A 15347-nucleotide genomic window follows, 5' to 3' on the forward strand; every position below is an offset into this window, starting at 1 on the left:
GGGCTATTCGGGGGTGGCGTCCAGCGCGTGGCCCACGAGGGTCAGCAGGGATTCGACGACCGACTTCCGGCGCCGCGCGTCCATGATCACGACGGGGACCTCCGGCGGGATGGTGAGAGCCTCCCGCACGTCCTCGGTGTCGTAGGCCTGTGAGCCCTCGAAGTGGTTGACGGCGACGGCGTACGGGAGCCCGCAGCTCTCGAAGTAGTCGAGCGCGGGGAAGCAGTCGCGGAGCCTGCGCGTGTCGGCGAGGACGAGTCCGCCGATGGCTCCGCGGACCAGGTCGTCCCACATGAACCAGAACCGCTCCTGGCCCGGGGTTCCGTACACGTACAGCACGAGGTCGTCGTCGAGGGTGATGCGGCCGAAGTCCATCGCGACGGTCGTCGTGTGCTTGTCCGGGGTGCCGGTGAGGTCGTCGGTGGGTGCGGCGGCCTGGGTCATCACCGCCTCGGTACGCAGCGGAGTGATCTCGGAGACGGAGGACACGAAGGTGGTCTTGCCGACGCCGAACCCGCCCGCGACGAGCACCTTGACGGCGACGGGCGCGCGCGAACGGTCGTACTGCCAGGGCTGGGCGGGTTCGTCGTCCAGCAGGGCGGCGGGGTCAGAGACGGCGAAGACCACTGAGCACCCTTTCCAGCAGTGCGCGTTCGGGCCGACCGGTGCCGTGCCCGGTGCCGTAGACGCGGATCCGGCCCTGGTCGGCGAGGTCGCTGACGAGGACGCGGACGACGCCGAGGGGCAGCTTCAGGAGGGCGGAAATCTCGGCGATCGTGCGCATGCGGCGGCACACCTCGACGATGGCCCGCATCTCGGGCATGCGGTCGGGCGTCTTGGCCGGGCCGGTGTCGAGGGCGGCGACGAAGGTCTCCACCAGCAGGATCTGCGTGAAGCGGGTGCGGCCGCCCGTGAGGGAGTACGGGCGGACGCGGGCGGGGCGGCGGTCGGCGCCGCGTATCGGCAGCCGGTCGGAGGCCGTACTCCTCACGGGGTCTTCTCCATCGACTGGCGCAGTTCACTGCGGACTTCGGGGGTCAGGACGTGGCCGGCCCGGCCGACGAACAGGGCCATGTGGTAGGCGACGACGCTCATGTCGCAGTCGGGCGTGGCGTGCACGCCGAGCAGGGAGCCGTCGCTGATGGCCATGACGAAGACGGAGCCGTTCTCCATCGCCACCATGGTCTGCTTGACGGCGCCGAACTCCATGAGGGCGGCGGCGCCGGTGGTGAGGCTGCCGAGTCCGGAGACGATGGTGGCGAGGTCGGCCGAGGCTCCGCGGGGGCCCTTGGGGCGCCCCTCCTGCGGGGTGTCCGAGGCCCCCGGTTCGGAGGAGAGCAGCAGGAGACCGTCCGAGGAGACGACGGCCACGGAGTTGACCCCGGGCACCTCCTCGACCAGGTCGGTCAGCAGCCACTGCAGGTTGCGGGCCTGGGTGCTCAGTCCGTACGTACTGGGCGCGGTCATGTGCGGGCCTCCTGTGCGGTGTCCCCCTGGTCGGTGTGTCCCTGCCCCTGTCCCCGGTCCTGCGCGAGCTCGGCGGCGGCCACGCGCCGCCCGTCCTGGGCGCCCTGGTAGAACCCGCCGAGGCGACGGCGCAGTTCTTCGGCGTCCACCCGGCGCGGCTCGGGGCGGGCCGCGGCGGGGCGTCCGGCGACGGGGCCGGGGACGGAACGCGGGGTGCGCTTGGGGAGGCCCTTGTCGGTGACGGCCTCCCGCTTGGGGAGGCCCTTGTCGGTGACGGCCTCCCGCTTGGGGAGGCCCTTGTCGGTGACGGCCCCGGAGACGGCTGCGGCGACGGGTCCGGGGGTGGTCCCGCTGCCGGCCTCGGGTGCGTGGCCCGGGTGGCTGCCCTGGCGCGGTACGAAGCCGTCCTCGGCGTCGGCGACGCGCCGGTGGGCGGTCGTCTCGGAGTCGGGTGAGGCCGCGGTGAAGAGCTGCTCGGCGGGCGGCAGCTGCGCGTCCTCGTAGCCGTGGGGCTGGGGGACGACGCGGGCCAGCAGTTCCTCGGCCGGGGTCTCCGGCTCGGCGGACGCCGGGGACGGGCCGGCCGGGGGCAGCTGGGCGTCCTCGAAGGCCTCGGCCAGCGGGACCACCCGGGCGGGGGCCTCCTGGTCCGGGGCCTCGGCGGACTCCGCGGCCTCGGCGGGCTCCGCCGGGGCCTGCGCGACGGGGTCCGCGGGCTCGGGCACCCGGGGCTCGGGCACCCGGGCGTCGGACATCGCGAGCTCGGACACCTGGGAGTCAGGCTCCGGGAACTCGGAAGCCGGGGACTCTTCTGCCCGGGCGTCGGACGCCGGGGCGTCGGCAGCCGGGGCGTCGGCCTCGAAGGCTTCGGCCAGGGTGACCACCCGGGCCGGAGCCTCCGGCTCCGCGGCCTCGGGCGCCGTCTCGGAGCCCGCGAGGAGCCCCTCCGACAGCGGGCCGTCCGAGAGGACGTCGTCCGGGAGCAGCTCGTCGGAGAGCAGGCCCTCGGAGACGGCGGCGTCCGGGGCGAGGCCGTCCGGGACCTCGTCCGGCAGGACGTCGGCCCCGGGCGGCTCCTCCGCGAGGACGCCGTCCGCCGGCGCCTCCGCCTCCGCCGTCACGGCCTCCGGGCGGAGCCTCGGCGGCAGGGTGTTCTCGTTGGCCTCGGCGACCACCCCGGGCAGCTGGAACACCGGGGCGCCCGGCGAAGCCAGGGTGTGCACCGGGGAGGCCGGCGGACCGGCCGGGAGCAGGCTCGCGGGGATGACGACCAGCGCCTCCGTGCCGCCGTGCCGCGCGGCGCGCAGCTCGGCCTTCACGCCGTGGCGCGCCGCGAGCCGCCCGGCGACGTACAGGCCGAGGCCCAGGCCGTGCTCGGCCTCGGGCTCCTCGTCGTAGGCCTCGGGGGTGGACAGGCGCAGGTTCAGCGCGTCGAGCCGGTCGCCGGTGACGCCGATGCCCTCGTCGACGACGGTCACGACGACGTCGCCGGAGTCCTGGACCAGGCCGGAGACCTTCACCTTGGCCTCGGGCGGCGAGAAGGTGGTGGCGTTCTCCAGGAGTTCGGCCAGGACGTGCGAGATGTCGTCGGCGGCGTGCCCGGCGACCTGCGTCGCGATCGGCAGGACGGCCAGGTCGACCCGCTCGTAGCGTTCGATCTCGCTGACGGCGGCCCGCATGACGTCGACCAGCGGCACCGGCAGGCTCTGCCCGTGGCCGTGTTCCTGTCCGGCGAGGACCAGCAGGTTCTCGTTGTGGCGGCGCATCACGGTCGCCAGGTGGTCCAGCTTGAAGAGGGTGGCGAGCCGGTCCGGGTCGCCCTCCTTGGACTCCAGCTCCTCGATGACCGCGAGTTGGCGCTCGACCAGGCCCAGGGTCCGCAGCGAGAGGGAGACCGAGGTCGTCGACATGACCCGGCGGTGTTCCTCCAGCCCGGCCCGCAGTTCCTTGAGTTCCGCCTCCAGCGCCTCGCGGCCCGAGGAGAGGGCTTCGTTGCGGCCGATGAGGCGGCGCCGGTCGGCGTCGAGGCCGGCGATCTTCGTGTGCAGGGCGACCGTCTGGTCCCGTACGGCGTTGAGGTGGCGCACGACCTCGGCGAACTCGTCGTTGCGGCCGGTGAAGCGCACCGGCTCGACGGAGCCCTCCGGGGTGGCCAGCCGCTCCGCGCCGCGGCGCAGCACCGACAGCGGACGGGTCAGGGAGCGGGCGATCGCGGTGGAGAAGCCGATGACGAACAGGAAGAGCACGCCGAGGCCGGAGACCATCAGTTCGAGCCGGGTCACGTCGTCGTCGCGCAGGGTGGCGAGGGCGGTGGCCCGCTGGCCCGCGAGGGTGGACTCCACCGACCGCATCCGGTCGATCCGGGCGGTGAGCGCGGTGGCGACGGCGCCGGCGTCGACCTTGCGGTCGGCCGGGGTGAGGGTGGGCCGGTCGGTGAGCCGCTTGAGGTGGTCCTCGGCGGTCTTGACCTCGGGGCCGGTGACGGTGACCGCGAGGGTCTGCCGTACGTCGGGGCGCGCGGCGCGGTTGAAGTCGTCCAGCGCGGCCTGCTCCCGGACCCGGGACCGCTGGGCGGCGGCGGTGAGTTCGTCGGCGACGGCGGCGCCCGGAGGCTGTTCGGCCCGGGGGACGGCCAGCGCGGCGAGCAGCAGTCCGCGGGTGGCGGAGGCCTGGTCGACGGCCTGGCCCAGCGGGGCCATGGGCCGGGTGAAGGCCAGGGCGGCCTCCGCGCGGGGCGGGGTGAGTTCGGCGAGCCGGTCGCCGGGCGCGAGGAGTTCGGTGATGGCGCCCGCGTAGGCCTGCTGGGCGGCGAGGGCGGTGCCCTTGCCGTCGACGGCCTCGGTGCGGACGCCCCTGATCCGGCCGAGGGCGCGGGCGAGTTCCCCGTCGGCCTCGGGCCGGATCTCGGCGATCTGCCGGTCGGTGCGCGCCGTGCGCTCGTCGACGGGGGCCTTGGCGTTGCCGGGCCGTCCCTTCGCCGCGTACTCGACGACGGCGTCGCGCTCGTCGCCGAGGAGGTGGGCGAGGGTGAGGGTGTGCTGCGTCTGTTCCGCGAGGGTGACCAGGCGCTGTGAGTCGTTCAGTTCCCTCGTGGCGGAGACGACGGCGGGGGTGCCGGCCGCGAGGACGGTGAGTCCGGCGACTGCCACCCCGATCACCAGCCTGCGGCGGACGCGGACGCGCCGTCCTGCGTTGGCGGGTCCGTCGGCGCTGGCGGTGCCGTTCTTCCGAGACCGCTTCTTCTGCACCGGTGCTCGCAATCCTGTACGTGTGCTCGTGCTCGTCTACTCGTGTGGCCGAGGTAACGGCCGGTCAACAAGTAAACGCCCCCTGCCCCCTCGTACCGCCTCAGACCTTTGCAGCGTGTTGGGAGGAGAGCCGCACATCGCCCACCCGGCCACTCGAAGGAGTGAACATCACGGAGGAGTGGCCGACCAACTCGGGCACCCCGTGTCAGGGGGCGGCCGTGGACGGGTGGTTGAAAGATCGAGCCGGGCTTTGGCACTATGCCCGCCCACATGCCCGCGGAGCCGCCCCGGCCGCGGCTCGGGTACGCACCCCGCACACACCGCGATTGGTATGGACCTTGCGGGGCCCGGGAGTTCCCGGCGGGCAGAATGTCCGTATGCGCATCGACCTGGCCTCGGCCCCCGGCAACCCGGAACGCCCCAACGAGGACTGGGTGTCGGCCGCGATACCTGCGACGGGAGGCGGCGTCCTGGTCGTGCTGGACGGAGTCACCCCGCCGCGCGGCGAGGACGGATGCGTGCACGGAGTGCCCTGGTTCTCGGCCCGACTCGGGGGCCGATTGACCGAACTGTCCGGATCGCGACGGGACATGCCGCTGGACCGGATCCTGGCGCGGGCCATCGAGGACACCGCCGACGCACACCGTCAAACCTGTGACCTTTCTCACGTCCGGACCCCGCAGGCGACGGTCCTCGTGGTGCGCTGGGACGGGGCCCGCGTGGAACACCTCGTGCTCTCGGACTCCGTGCTCCTGCTCCGCGCGCCCGACGGCGGGGTGACGGCGGTGCTCGACGACCGGCTGGACCGGATCCCGCGCGAGGTGCTCGGCTCGGTGGCGGCGACGGACGCGCTGCGCAACGCCGACGGCGGCTTCTTCACCGCGGCCGCCGACCCGGCGGTGGCGGCCCGCGCGGTCACCGGGCACACCCCGCGCGGGGAGGTGGCGGCGGTCGCGGCGCTGACGGACGGGGCGAGCCGGTGGACGGACACGTTCGGGGAGGGCGACTGGGCCGCCTGTCTGGACGTGCTGCGCGAGGAGGGTGCCGAGGGGCTGATCGGGCGGGTACGGGCCATCGAGTCCGATCCGCTGCGTCCGCCGGCCCGGCACAAGCGGCACGACGACGCCTCGGCGGTCTACGCGGAGCTCTGAACCCGCGCGGCGACCGGTCCCCCGCTCCCCGGGGCGGCCGGTTCGCCGCGCCTACTCCTCGCCGGAGTTCAGCTGGTTGAGCAGGCGGGCCAGTTCCGCCACCTCGCCCCGGTCCCAGTCGGCCAGCTTGCGCATGTACTGCTCGCGGCGGGCTCCCCGTACGCGCAGGAAGCGGGCCCGGCCCTCGTCGGTGAGGCCGACGAGGAAGGCGCGGCCGTCGGCCGGGTCCGGCTCGCGGGCCACCAGGCCCAGGACCTCCAGGGCGCGCAGCTGGCGGCTCATGGTGGCCTTGCCGACCCCGAAGTAGGCGGCGAGCTCGGTGGCCCGCTGGCGGCCGGCGGCCTCCAGCCGGACGAGCAGCCCGTACGCGGCGGGCTCCAGCTCCGGGTGGAGCGCGCGGGCCATCTCTCCGGAGGAGGCGCGGGCCCGCCGGAGGAAGACGGACAGCTCCCGCTCCAGGGCAAGGAACTCCTGGTCTTCGCTCCCGTGCACGTCCCGCTCCGATCGGTGGTGGTGTCCCCCTGCGGGCCCGCTCCGGGCCCGGTGTACGTGCCCAGTATTTCGCAGGGGGCGTGCCGACGGCCCGGGGCCCCGCCGATGCGGGTCCCCGGGCCGTGCGGAGCTCTCGTCCGCAGGTCAGGCGGCCTTGGTGAAGGAGAGCGCGGCCGGGTCCAGGGCCAGCTCCAGGACCTGGCGCACGTCCGTCACCGGGTGTACCTCCAGCCCCTCCAGAACCTCGGCCGGGACGTCGTCCAGGTCGGCCTCGTTGCGCTTGGGGATGATCACGGTGGTCAGGCCCGCCCGGTGCGCGGCCAGCAGCTTCTGCTTGACCCCGCCGATGGGCAGCACCCGGCCGGTGAGGGAGACCTCGCCGGTCATGGCCACGTCGGTGCGGACCTGGCGGCCGGAGAGCAGCGAGGCGAGGGCCGTGGTCATGGTGATGCCCGCGCTGGGACCGTCCTTGGGGACCGCGCCGGCCGGGAAGTGGATGTGCACGCCCCGGTCCTTGAGGTCGGCGACCGGCAGCTCCAGTTCCGCGCCGTGCGAGCGCAGGAAGCTCAGCGCGATCTGCGCCGACTCCTTCATCACGTCACCCAGCTGGCCGGTGAGGGTGAGCCCGGCGGCCCCCGTCTCGGGGTCGGCGAGCGAGGCCTCCACGAAGAGCACGTCGCCGCCGGCACCGGTCACGGCGAGGCCGGTGGCCACTCCCGGGACGGCGGTGCGCCGCTCCGCGGGGTCCTGCGCGGACTCCGGGACGTGGTGCGGCCGCCCGATCAGGGCGCGCAGGTCGTCGGCGCCGACGGTGAAGGGCAGCTCCCGCTCGCCCAGCTCGTGCTGGGAGGTCACCTTGCGCAGCAGCCGGGCGATGGACCGCTCCAGGGTGCGCACGCCCGCCTCGCGGGTGTACTCGCCCGCGAGGCTGCGCAGGGCCTCCTCCTCCAGCACCACCTCGTCGGCGGCCAGACCCGCGCGCTCCAGCTGGCGGGGCAGCAGGTGGTCGCGGGCGATGACGACCTTCTCGTCCTCGGTGTACCCGTCGAGGCGGACCAGTTCCATGCGGTCGGCCAGTGCCTCGGGGATGGCTTCGAGGACGTTGGCGGTGGCCAGGAAGACCACGTCGCTCAGGTCCAGCTCCACTTCCAGGTAGTGGTCCCGGAAGGTGTGGTTCTGCGCCGGGTCCAGGACCTCCAGGAGGGCGGCGGCCGGATCCCCGCGGAAGTCGGAGCCCACCTTGTCGATCTCGTCGAGGAGGACGACCGGGTTCATGGACCCGGCTTCCTTGATCGCGCGGACGATGCGGCCTGGCAGGGCGCCGACGTAGGTACGGCGGTGGCCGCGCACCTCCGCCTCGTCGCGGACGCCGCCGAGGGCGACGCGGACGAACTTGCGGCCCATGGCGTGGGCCACGCTCTCGCCGAGGGAGGTCTTGCCGACGCCGGGCGGGCCGACGAGCGCGAGCACGGCCCCGCCGCGCCGGCCGCCGATGACGCCCATGCCGCGCTCGCCGCGCCGCTTGCGGACGGCGAGGTACTCGGTGATGCGGTCCTTCACGTCGCCGAGTCCGGCGTGCTCGGCGTCGAGGACGGCGCGGGCGCCCCGGATGTCGTACCGGTCCTCGGTCCGCTCGTTCCAGGGCAGTTCGAGGACGGTGTCCAGCCAGGTGCGGATCCAGGAGCCCTCCGGGCTCTGGTCGCTGGCGCGTTCGAGCTTCTCGACCTCCTTGAGGGCGGCCTCGCGGACCTTCTCGGGGAGGTCGGCCGCCTCGACGCGGGCGCGGTAGTCGTCGGACTCCTCGCCCTCCTGCTCCCCGTTCAGCTCGCGCAGCTCCTTGCGGACGGCTTCGAGCTGGCGGCGCAGGAGGAACTCGCGCTGCTGCTTGTCGACGCCGTCCTGGACGTCCTTGGCGATGGACTCGGCGACGTCCTGCTCGGCGAGGTGGTCCCCGAGCGCCTTGACGGCGAGCCTGAGGCGGGCGACGGGGTCGGCGGTCTCCAGCAGTTCCACCTTCTGGGCGGTGCTCAGGAAGGGCGAGTAACCGGAGTTGTCGGCGAGCGCCGAGACCCCCTCGATCTGCTGGACCCGGTCCACGACCTGCCAGGCGCCGCGCTTCTTGAGCCAGCTGGTGGCGAGGGCCTTGTACTCCTTGACGAGCTCGGCGACGGCCCCCGGCAGCGGGTCGGGCACCTTCTCGTCGACGGTCTCGCCCTCCACCCAGAGCGCGGCCCCGGGCCCGGTCGTGCCGGCCCCGATCCTGACGCGCCCCCGCCCGCGGATCAGCGCGCCGGGGTCCCCGTCGGAGAGCCTTCCGACCTGCTCGACGGTCCCCAGCACACCGGTGCCGGTGTACTTGCCGTCGACCCGGGGAACGAGCAGCACCCGGGGTTTCCCGCTCCCGGCCGCCGCCTGCGCCGCCTCCACGGCTCCGCGCACCTCGGCGTCGGACAGGTCCAGCGGAACGACCATTCCGGGCAGCACGACCTCGTCGTCGAGCGGCAGCACGGGCAGGGTGAGCGTTACGGACGTCGAAGCCATGATCTTCCCTCCGGCAGTGAAGTTGAGCTATGCCGACTCAATGCACCTGCGCCCCGGGATGTTCCCCAACTTCCGTTCGCCGGGGGCGAACACCTGCGCGGAGGCCCCCGGGGCTGCTGTGAGCTGCGAGTTCTCCACCCGAGAAGACCGGACGAAGAAGGGAGGGCGGCCATGACCGTCCCCGAATGCCCGCGCTGCGGGCGGGAGCTGGCGTCGTTCGAGGTCCTGCGGCGCAGGGGCCTGTGGGGTGGCGGCGCGCCGCGGCCGCGGAGCGACGAGGAGTGGTGGAACTGCCCCGGCTGCGACTGGCTGGCCGTCCGGCACCCGCAGGACGGCCCGCTCCGGCCGATGCGGCGGCTGGAGGGGGACGAGGAGGTGTGCGTGTTCTGCGGGTTCGAGGGGAACGTCGCCGGAGTCCCGTGGCGGCACGAGGACGGCGGGATGCGGGACTGGATCGTCTGCCTGGCCTGCGGCACGAGCAACCAGCGCCGCGTCGGGGCGCCCCCCGACCCCTCCCGCTGAACACGGGAGGTCCCGGCCGTCCCGGGACGGCCGGAGGGTCCGCGTCAGCCGGAGACGTGGAGGTCCCCCGAGGTGGTGCGGAAGGACAGCCGGGAGGGTGCGGCGGGGGTGGAGGCCAGGGTGACGTCACGGTCGCCGGAGGTCGTGGAGGCCGTCACCTCGTACGGGGCCTCGGGCAGCCGGGCCCGGACCTCCCCCGAGGTGGTGGTGACCGACAGGGAGGCCGGGGGCGCGGCGAAGCCGACGGTGGCGTCACCGGAGACCGAGCGGATCTCGGTGTCGGGGGCGCGCAGGGCGGTGGCCTCGATGTCGCCCGACGCGGTACGGATCCTCAGCGGGCCGGAGATCCGCTCGGCGCGCACGTCCCCGGAGTCGGAGGTGACCTCGGCGGCCGCGACCCCCGCCACGGTGATGCGGCCGCTGCTGTTGTCGAGGCGGACCTTCGCGGAGGCGGGCACCTCCAGGCGGTAGTCGACGTAACAGGAGTCCGCGCAGCCCGCGGTGAAGGTCAGCACGCCGTCGGAGACCCGCTGACCGGGCTCGGGGGTCCGGTCGCCGCGGTAGTGCACGGTCCGGTGGACGCTCACCCCCGGGCCGGTGCCGGGGGTGACCTCGATGGAACCGCGGCGCGCGTCCGTCACCTCGACCGCCGTGACGGCCTCGTTCACGGTGGCGTCGGCGGTGAGGCTCCTGGACGTGCCGCCGGGCAGGGAGCAGCCGGCGAGGAGGAACGCGGCGACGGTGACGACGCCGAAGGCCTTCCGGCCGGGGCGGGCTGACGCGGTGTGGGCTGGCATGCCGCCCAGTCTCGCGGCCCCGGGGCCGCCGGGCCCTGGGGCCGGTACCCGGAGCCGGGGTGGGGTTATCCCCCGGCTCCGGGCGGTCAGGGGCCGGAGGTCACCGGGCGGTCCGGGGAGGGGAGGCCCCATTCGCTCCAGGAGCCGTCGTACACCGCCAGCCCGTCCTCGCGGCCGGCCAGGGTCGCGCCGAGGGCGAGGACGCAGGCCGTCACCCCCGAACCGCAGCTGAAGCAGAGGCGTTCGCGGTCGCCCGCCACGGTGGCGAACACCGTACGCAGCTCCTCCGTCGTCCGCATCCGCCCGTCCGGCCCCTGCAGTTCCCCGAACGGCAGGCTGACCGCGCCCGGCATGTGACCGCCCCGCAGCCCGGGCCGGGGTTCGGGGGCGGTGCCCTCGAAGCGCTCCCGGGTGCGGGCGTCCAGGACGGCGGCCGCCGGATCGGCCAGCGCCGCCGAGACCGTGGCGGCGTCGACCAGCAGCCCGGGGCGCGGCCGGGCGGTGAAGGAGCCGCGCGGGCCCCCGTACGCCGCCGGGGCGTCCTCGACGGGCAGGCCGGCGGCGGTCCAGGCGGGCAGGCCCCCGTCGAGGACGGCGGCGCGGGTGAAGCCCATGGCGCGCAGCATCCACCAGGCGCGGGCGCTGGAGTAGATCCCGGCGCCGTCGTAGACGACCACGGTGTCGGTGTCGTCGAGGCCGAGGCCGCGCATGGCCTCGGCGAACTCCGCGGCGGCGGGCATGGTGTGCGGCGCGGCCGCGGTGTGGTCGGACAGGACGCCGTCGAGGTCGAAGGGCCGCGCGCCGGGGATCCGCGCGGGGGCGCCCCGGTGGAGGCCGACGGAGGCGTCGAACAGGACCGGCCCGGTCCCGCCGATCCGCTCCGCGAGCCACTCGACCCCCACGAGCGGCCCGAACGCGGCGGGGTCCGGACCGGTGGGGTCGGGGCCGGCGGGGTCCGGACCGGTGGGGTCGGGTGTGGGCATGCGGCACCTCCGGGTGGGCGTCGGGCCCCGCCCGCCCGCCCGGGCGTGCCGCCCGACGGGTGTCTGACGCGGGTCGCACCATCCTCCCCCGGCCCCCGCCGGACCCGGCAACGGGCCCCGGCCGAGGGCGAGTCGGCCACGAGCGGCCCGGCCGGACCCCGCCCGGCTCAGTCGCAGCCGCCCGCCCTCGCGTACACCGCGACCCGGGCCCCCCGCACCGGCGTCACCGAGCAGCGTTCGAAGCCGGCGGCCAGCGCCTCCCGCTTGGCGGCCTCGCGCGGGTACGGGTCCAGGGGCTGCCCGTCCGGGTCCAGCAGGGCGACCACCCGGGGCGAACCCAGCAGCGCCTCCCGGATCCGCTCCGGGGGCAGTTCGGTGCCCTGGAGGGTGTCCGAGGCCTCCGGGGAGCGTTCCAGGGCCACGTCGCGCAGGCCCGCGTAGGCGGCGGGCGAGGACAGCAGCCACTCGCGCCGCCGCGACGGCATGAACAGCACCGCGTCCCGGGGCCGGGCCCGCTCCCGGACGGCGGCGGCCACGGCGAGGACGTCGTCCTTGCGGCTCTCGGGGGTCCGCAGCCACACCGACCACCAGCCCAGGGGCACCAGCAGTACGGCGACCAGCAGCCAGGGCCGCCACCCGCGCGCACGGGCGAGCCGGGCCCCGACGAGGAGGGCGGGTCCGGCGAGCGCGTAGAGGACGTACCGGTCCACGTACCAGGGGTGCACCAGCGACAGCGTCATCAGCAGTCCGGGCGGCAGCAGCGCCAGCGGTACGGCGACCCGTGCCAGGTCCGCGAGGCCCCGCTCGCCGGCGCCCCGCGCGAGCAGCAGCACCGCGCCCGCGAGCACCCCGTAGGCCGCCCAGTCCTGCCAGGAGGGCCGTCCGAGCCAGCCCAGCTGCGCCCGCGCCTGTCCAGCGCTCAGCAGTGCCAGCGGCGCCAGCCCGGCCACCACGGCCGCCGCGCTCCACCGCCAGCCGCGCGAGCGACGGGCGACGGGGGCGTGGGCGAGCAGGGCCAGGACGGCGAACTCGTGCAGCCAGCAGCCGAGGAGCAGCACGGCGGCGTAGGCGGCCCACCGACGGCACAGCATCAGGTGGGTGGCCCAGACCACCGCCGCCGCGACGAGGGCGTACGAGCGTCCCTCCTGGGCGTAGGCCTGTACGGGCGGGAGCAGGGCGTAGGCGGTGCCGGCGAGGAGCCCGGCCCGCTCCCCCGCGAGGCGGTGGGCGATCGCGGCCACGCCGGCGGCGGCGAGGGCGGCGCCGGCCACGGAGGGCAGGCGCAGCGCCCACAGGCCCCCGTCCCACAGGCCGAAGACCGCGTGCATCAGCAGGTAGTACAGGCCGTGGACGGCGTCGACCCGTTCGAGGAGTCCGCCGAGACCGGCCAGGGGGCGGTGGGCGACCTGCCAGGTGGTGGACTCGTCGCGCCACATGCTGCCGCCGCCGGGGCCGCGTTCCAGTGCGAGGAGGCCGAGGAGGACGGCGAGCAGCGGGGGCAGCAGGCGCCGGGCGGCGATGAGGCGGATGACGGCCTCCGGGGGTGCGTTCCGTGGTGGGATGGAAGTCCATGGTCGGGGTTCGGACGGGGTACCCGGGAGGCGGGTGTGCGAACGGTGCGAGCAGAGCGGACGGCACGGACGGCGGCGGGGGCGCTGCTGGTGGCGGTGGTACTCGTCGGCTGCGGGGCGGGCGGCGCGGACTCCCACGGGCCGGGCGGGCCCCCGGGCGGGGCGACGGCCGGCGCCACGGCGGGGGTCCCCGCCTCCCCCGGCCGCCCGGCCCCGTCGGCGTCCCCGAGCCGGGATCCCGCCGCCGAGCGGCTGGTCACCGTCACCCGTAGCGGCGGGTTCGCCGGCCGGACGGTCGTCCTCACCGTCCGGGGCGACGGCTCGTGGACCCGGACGGCGGGCACCGCGCGGCCGGAGGCCGGGCAGCTGCCCCCGTCCGGTCTGGAGGCGCTGCGCACCGCGCTGCGCGCCGCGGACCTGCCGCACCTGCCGCCCGACGCGAAGGCGGACCCGCCGGTCTACGACGGGTTCGAATACCGGTTCGTGTTCGAGGGGGCCACGGTGAGCGCCGACCAGGGCTCGCTGACGCCCGGACTGGAGAAGGTCCTGGAGGCCCTGCCGGGCTTCTAGGGGGTGTCTGCACGGGCCCACCGGGCCGCCGGCCCTTTCCGGCCACCGCGCCGCGCGTTGTCCGGCAACACGGTGTGCTGGCCGTTCACCCGTCCGTTCGCTGTCCGAACCGCACATAGCCGCAGGCCGGTGCCTCCTCTACGCTGCACCCCATCACGCGGGATCTTCAGGGGCGGGACATGGAACAGACACACACCACCCACAACGGCGCCGCGGCCACCCCGGGCGCCCAGCGGCGCGTGCTCGTGGTCGAGGACGACCGCACCATCGCCGACGCCATCGCGGCCCGGCTGCGGGCCGAGGGCTTCCAGGTGCAGACGGCCTACGACGGGCCGGCGGCCGTGGCGGCCTCCGAGAGCTGGCTGCCGGAGCTGCTGGTGCTGGACGTCATGCTGCCGGGCTTCGACGGGCTGGAGGTGTGCCGCCGGGTCCAGGCGCAGCGGCCCGTGCCGGTGCTGATGCTCACCGCCCGGGACGACGAGACCGACATGCTGGTCGGGCTCGGGGTCGGGGCGGACGACTACATGACGAAGCCGTTCTCCATGCGGGAGCTGGCCGCGCGGGTCCACGTACTGCTGCGCCGGGTGGAGCGGGCCACGCTGGCCGCGACCGCCCCGCGCGGGGCCACGCTGCGCCTGGGCGACCTGGAGATCGACCACGCGCAGCGGCGGGTCCGCGTGCAGGCGGAGGACGTGCACCTGACGCCGACCGAGTTCGACCTGCTGGTGTGCCTGGCGGGGACGCCCCGCGCGGTGCTCTCGCGGGAGCAGCTGCTCGCGGAGGTCTGGGACTGGGCGGACGCCTCGGGCACCCGCACGGTCGACAGCCACATCAAGGCGCTGCGCCGGAAGATCGGCGCGGAGCGGATCCGGACGGTCCACGGCGTCGGGTACGCCCTGGAGACCCCGGCGCAGGCGTGAGCGACCGGCCCCCGGGACCGGGGTTGCGGCCCTACTCGCCGTTCTCGATCAAGACGAAGCTGGGCACGCTCGTCGTGGTGTCGGTGTTCATCACCACGGGTCTGCTGATGGTGGCGCTGCGCACCGCCACGGAGGTCCGGTTCATCACGGTCTTCTCGGTGATCGCCTCGATGCTGATCACCCAGTTCGTGGCGCACAGCCTGACGGCGCCGCTGGACGACATGACGACGGTGGCCCGTGCCATCTCCCACGGGGACTACACGCGCCGGGTGCGGGGCGCCGGACGCCGCGACGAGCTGGGCGATCTGGCCGCGACGATCAACCTGATGGCCGATGACCTGGAGGCCGTGGACAGGCACCGTAGAGAACTGGTCGCGAACGTCTCGCACGAGCTCCGCACGCCGATCGCGGCGCTGCGGGCGGTGCTGGAGAACGTCGTGGACGGGGTCTCGGAGGCCGATCCGGAGACGATGCGCACGGCCCTGAAGCAAACGGAACGGCTCGGCCGGCTGGTGGAGACCCTGCTGGACCTGTCCCGCGTGGACAACGGGGTGGTGCCGCTGAAGGCGCGCCGTTTCGAGGTGTGGCCGTACCTGTCGGGGGTGCTGAAGGAGTCGGGTCTGGCGGCCGCGGGGCGGCCGGGGCTGTTGTCCGGTTCGGGCGGGCACACCCGCAACGACGTGCACCTTCACCTGGACGTGTTCCCGCCGGAGCTGACGGCGCACGCCGATGCGGAGCGGCTGCACCAGGTGGTGGCGAACCTGATCGACAACGCGGTCAAGCACAGTCCGCCGCACGGCCGGGTGACGGTCCGCGCCCGGGCCGGCGACGCGCCCGGGAGTCTGGCCCTGGAGGTCGTCGACGAGGGTCCCGGAATTCCGGAGGCGGAGCGGCACCGGGTCTTCGAGCGGTTCAACCGGGGCGCGGCGCGCGGCGGGGACGGGGGCACCGGACTGGGTCTGGCGATCGCCCGCTGGGCCGTCGGCCTGCACGGCGGGCACATCGGCGTGGCCGAATCGTCACGGGGTTGCCGAATCCTTGTCACTCTTCCGGGCAGCTCACCGGCATCGTCTTGACGTAGGGTT

14 protein-coding genes are annotated in these 15347 nt (G+C 75.0%); 5 read left to right on the forward strand and 9 right to left on the reverse strand.

What is annotated here, in order from left to right:
• Positions 1-3: 3 nt before the first annotated feature.
• Genes ACZ5D2_RS05765 through ACZ5D2_RS05780 form a run of 4 tightly spaced genes read right to left on the reverse strand, consistent with a single transcriptional unit; the run spans position 4 to position 4715 of the window.
• Positions 4-627 carry a GTP-binding protein gene (locus ACZ5D2_RS05765; RefSeq protein ID WP_371676679.1) on the reverse strand — a complete coding sequence of 208 codons (624 nt, stop codon included), beginning with the start codon at positions 625-627 and terminating at the stop codon, positions 4-6.
• Entirely contained in the window at positions 608-991 is a 384-nt protein-coding gene (locus tag ACZ5D2_RS05770; protein ID WP_371676680.1) for a DUF742 domain-containing protein, read from the reverse strand. Before ACZ5D2_RS05770 ends, ACZ5D2_RS05765 begins: the two co-directional genes overlap by 20 nt.
• A complete protein-coding gene (locus tag ACZ5D2_RS05775) occupies positions 988-1467 on the reverse strand; it encodes a roadblock/LC7 domain-containing protein (RefSeq protein WP_371676681.1) in 480 nt (159 codons plus the stop codon). Before ACZ5D2_RS05775 ends, ACZ5D2_RS05770 begins: the two co-directional genes overlap by 4 nt.
• Complete coding sequence (locus ACZ5D2_RS05780; protein ID WP_468927422.1) at positions 1464-4715, reverse strand: sensor histidine kinase; 3252 nt, start codon at positions 4713-4715, stop codon at positions 1464-1466. Before ACZ5D2_RS05780 ends, ACZ5D2_RS05775 begins: the two co-directional genes overlap by 4 nt.
• A 377-nt stretch (positions 4716-5092) precedes the next feature.
• Here ACZ5D2_RS05780 and ACZ5D2_RS05785 point away from each other — a divergent pair, with 377 nt between their 5' ends.
• Positions 5093-5866 carry a protein phosphatase 2C domain-containing protein gene (locus tag ACZ5D2_RS05785; RefSeq protein WP_371676683.1) on the forward strand — a complete coding sequence of 258 codons (774 nt, stop codon included), beginning with the start codon at positions 5093-5095 and terminating at the stop codon, positions 5864-5866.
• 51 nt (positions 5867-5917) lie between these two features.
• On the opposite strand, the gene ACZ5D2_RS05790 is transcribed toward ACZ5D2_RS05785, so the two are convergent.
• On the reverse strand, positions 5918-6358 hold the full coding sequence (locus ACZ5D2_RS05790) for a MarR family winged helix-turn-helix transcriptional regulator (protein ID WP_030225696.1): 441 nt from the start codon (positions 6356-6358) through the stop codon (positions 5918-5920).
• A 144-nt stretch (positions 6359-6502) separates the two neighbouring features.
• Positions 6503-8899, reverse strand: a complete 2397-nt coding sequence (lon, locus tag ACZ5D2_RS05795; RefSeq protein ID WP_371676684.1) for an endopeptidase La — start codon at positions 8897-8899, stop codon at positions 6503-6505.
• Positions 8900-9070: 171 nt separating this feature from the next.
• On the opposite strand from lon, the gene ACZ5D2_RS05800 reads away from it, so the two are divergent.
• Positions 9071-9421 (forward strand): hypothetical protein, encoded by a 351-nt coding sequence (locus tag ACZ5D2_RS05800; protein ID WP_371676685.1) that lies wholly within the window; start codon positions 9071-9073, stop codon positions 9419-9421.
• A gap of 44 nt (positions 9422-9465) precedes the next feature.
• Here ACZ5D2_RS05800 and ACZ5D2_RS05805 read toward each other — a convergent pair whose 3' ends face one another.
• The 3 genes from ACZ5D2_RS05805 to ACZ5D2_RS05815 form a co-directional block, all read right to left on the reverse strand.
• Positions 9466-10218, reverse strand: a complete 753-nt coding sequence (locus ACZ5D2_RS05805) for a DUF4097 family beta strand repeat-containing protein (RefSeq protein WP_371676686.1) — start codon at positions 10216-10218, stop codon at positions 9466-9468.
• An 86-nt stretch (positions 10219-10304) separates the two neighbouring features.
• Complete coding sequence (locus tag ACZ5D2_RS05810; RefSeq protein ID WP_468927429.1) at positions 10305-11201, reverse strand: sulfurtransferase; 897 nt, start codon at positions 11199-11201, stop codon at positions 10305-10307.
• A 167-nt stretch (positions 11202-11368) separates the two neighbouring features.
• Positions 11369-12637, reverse strand: a complete 1269-nt coding sequence (locus ACZ5D2_RS05815; protein WP_371676688.1) for a hypothetical protein — start codon at positions 12635-12637, stop codon at positions 11369-11371.
• A 171-nt stretch (positions 12638-12808) separates the two neighbouring features.
• On the opposite strand from ACZ5D2_RS05815, the gene ACZ5D2_RS05820 reads away from it, so the two are divergent.
• The 3 genes from ACZ5D2_RS05820 to ACZ5D2_RS05830 all read left to right on the forward strand — a co-directional run bounded on the left by ACZ5D2_RS05820 (position 12809) and on the right by ACZ5D2_RS05830 (position 15338).
• Complete coding sequence (locus tag ACZ5D2_RS05820; protein WP_371676689.1) at positions 12809-13342, forward strand: hypothetical protein; 534 nt, start codon at positions 12809-12811, stop codon at positions 13340-13342.
• 179 nt (positions 13343-13521) lie between these two features.
• The gene (locus ACZ5D2_RS05825; RefSeq protein ID WP_030225711.1) at positions 13522-14262 is read left to right on the forward strand and encodes a response regulator transcription factor; all 741 of its coding nucleotides are present in this window, start codon (positions 13522-13524) and stop codon (positions 14260-14262) included.
• Positions 14259-15338: a HAMP domain-containing sensor histidine kinase gene (locus ACZ5D2_RS05830; RefSeq protein ID WP_371676690.1), complete on the forward strand. Its 1080-nt coding sequence runs from the start codon at positions 14259-14261 to the stop codon at positions 15336-15338. Before ACZ5D2_RS05825 ends, ACZ5D2_RS05830 begins: the two co-directional genes overlap by 4 nt.
• Positions 15339-15347: the final 9 nt, after the last annotated feature.

The sequence above is a fragment of the Streptomyces sp. NPDC031479 genome, assembly GCF_055581065.1.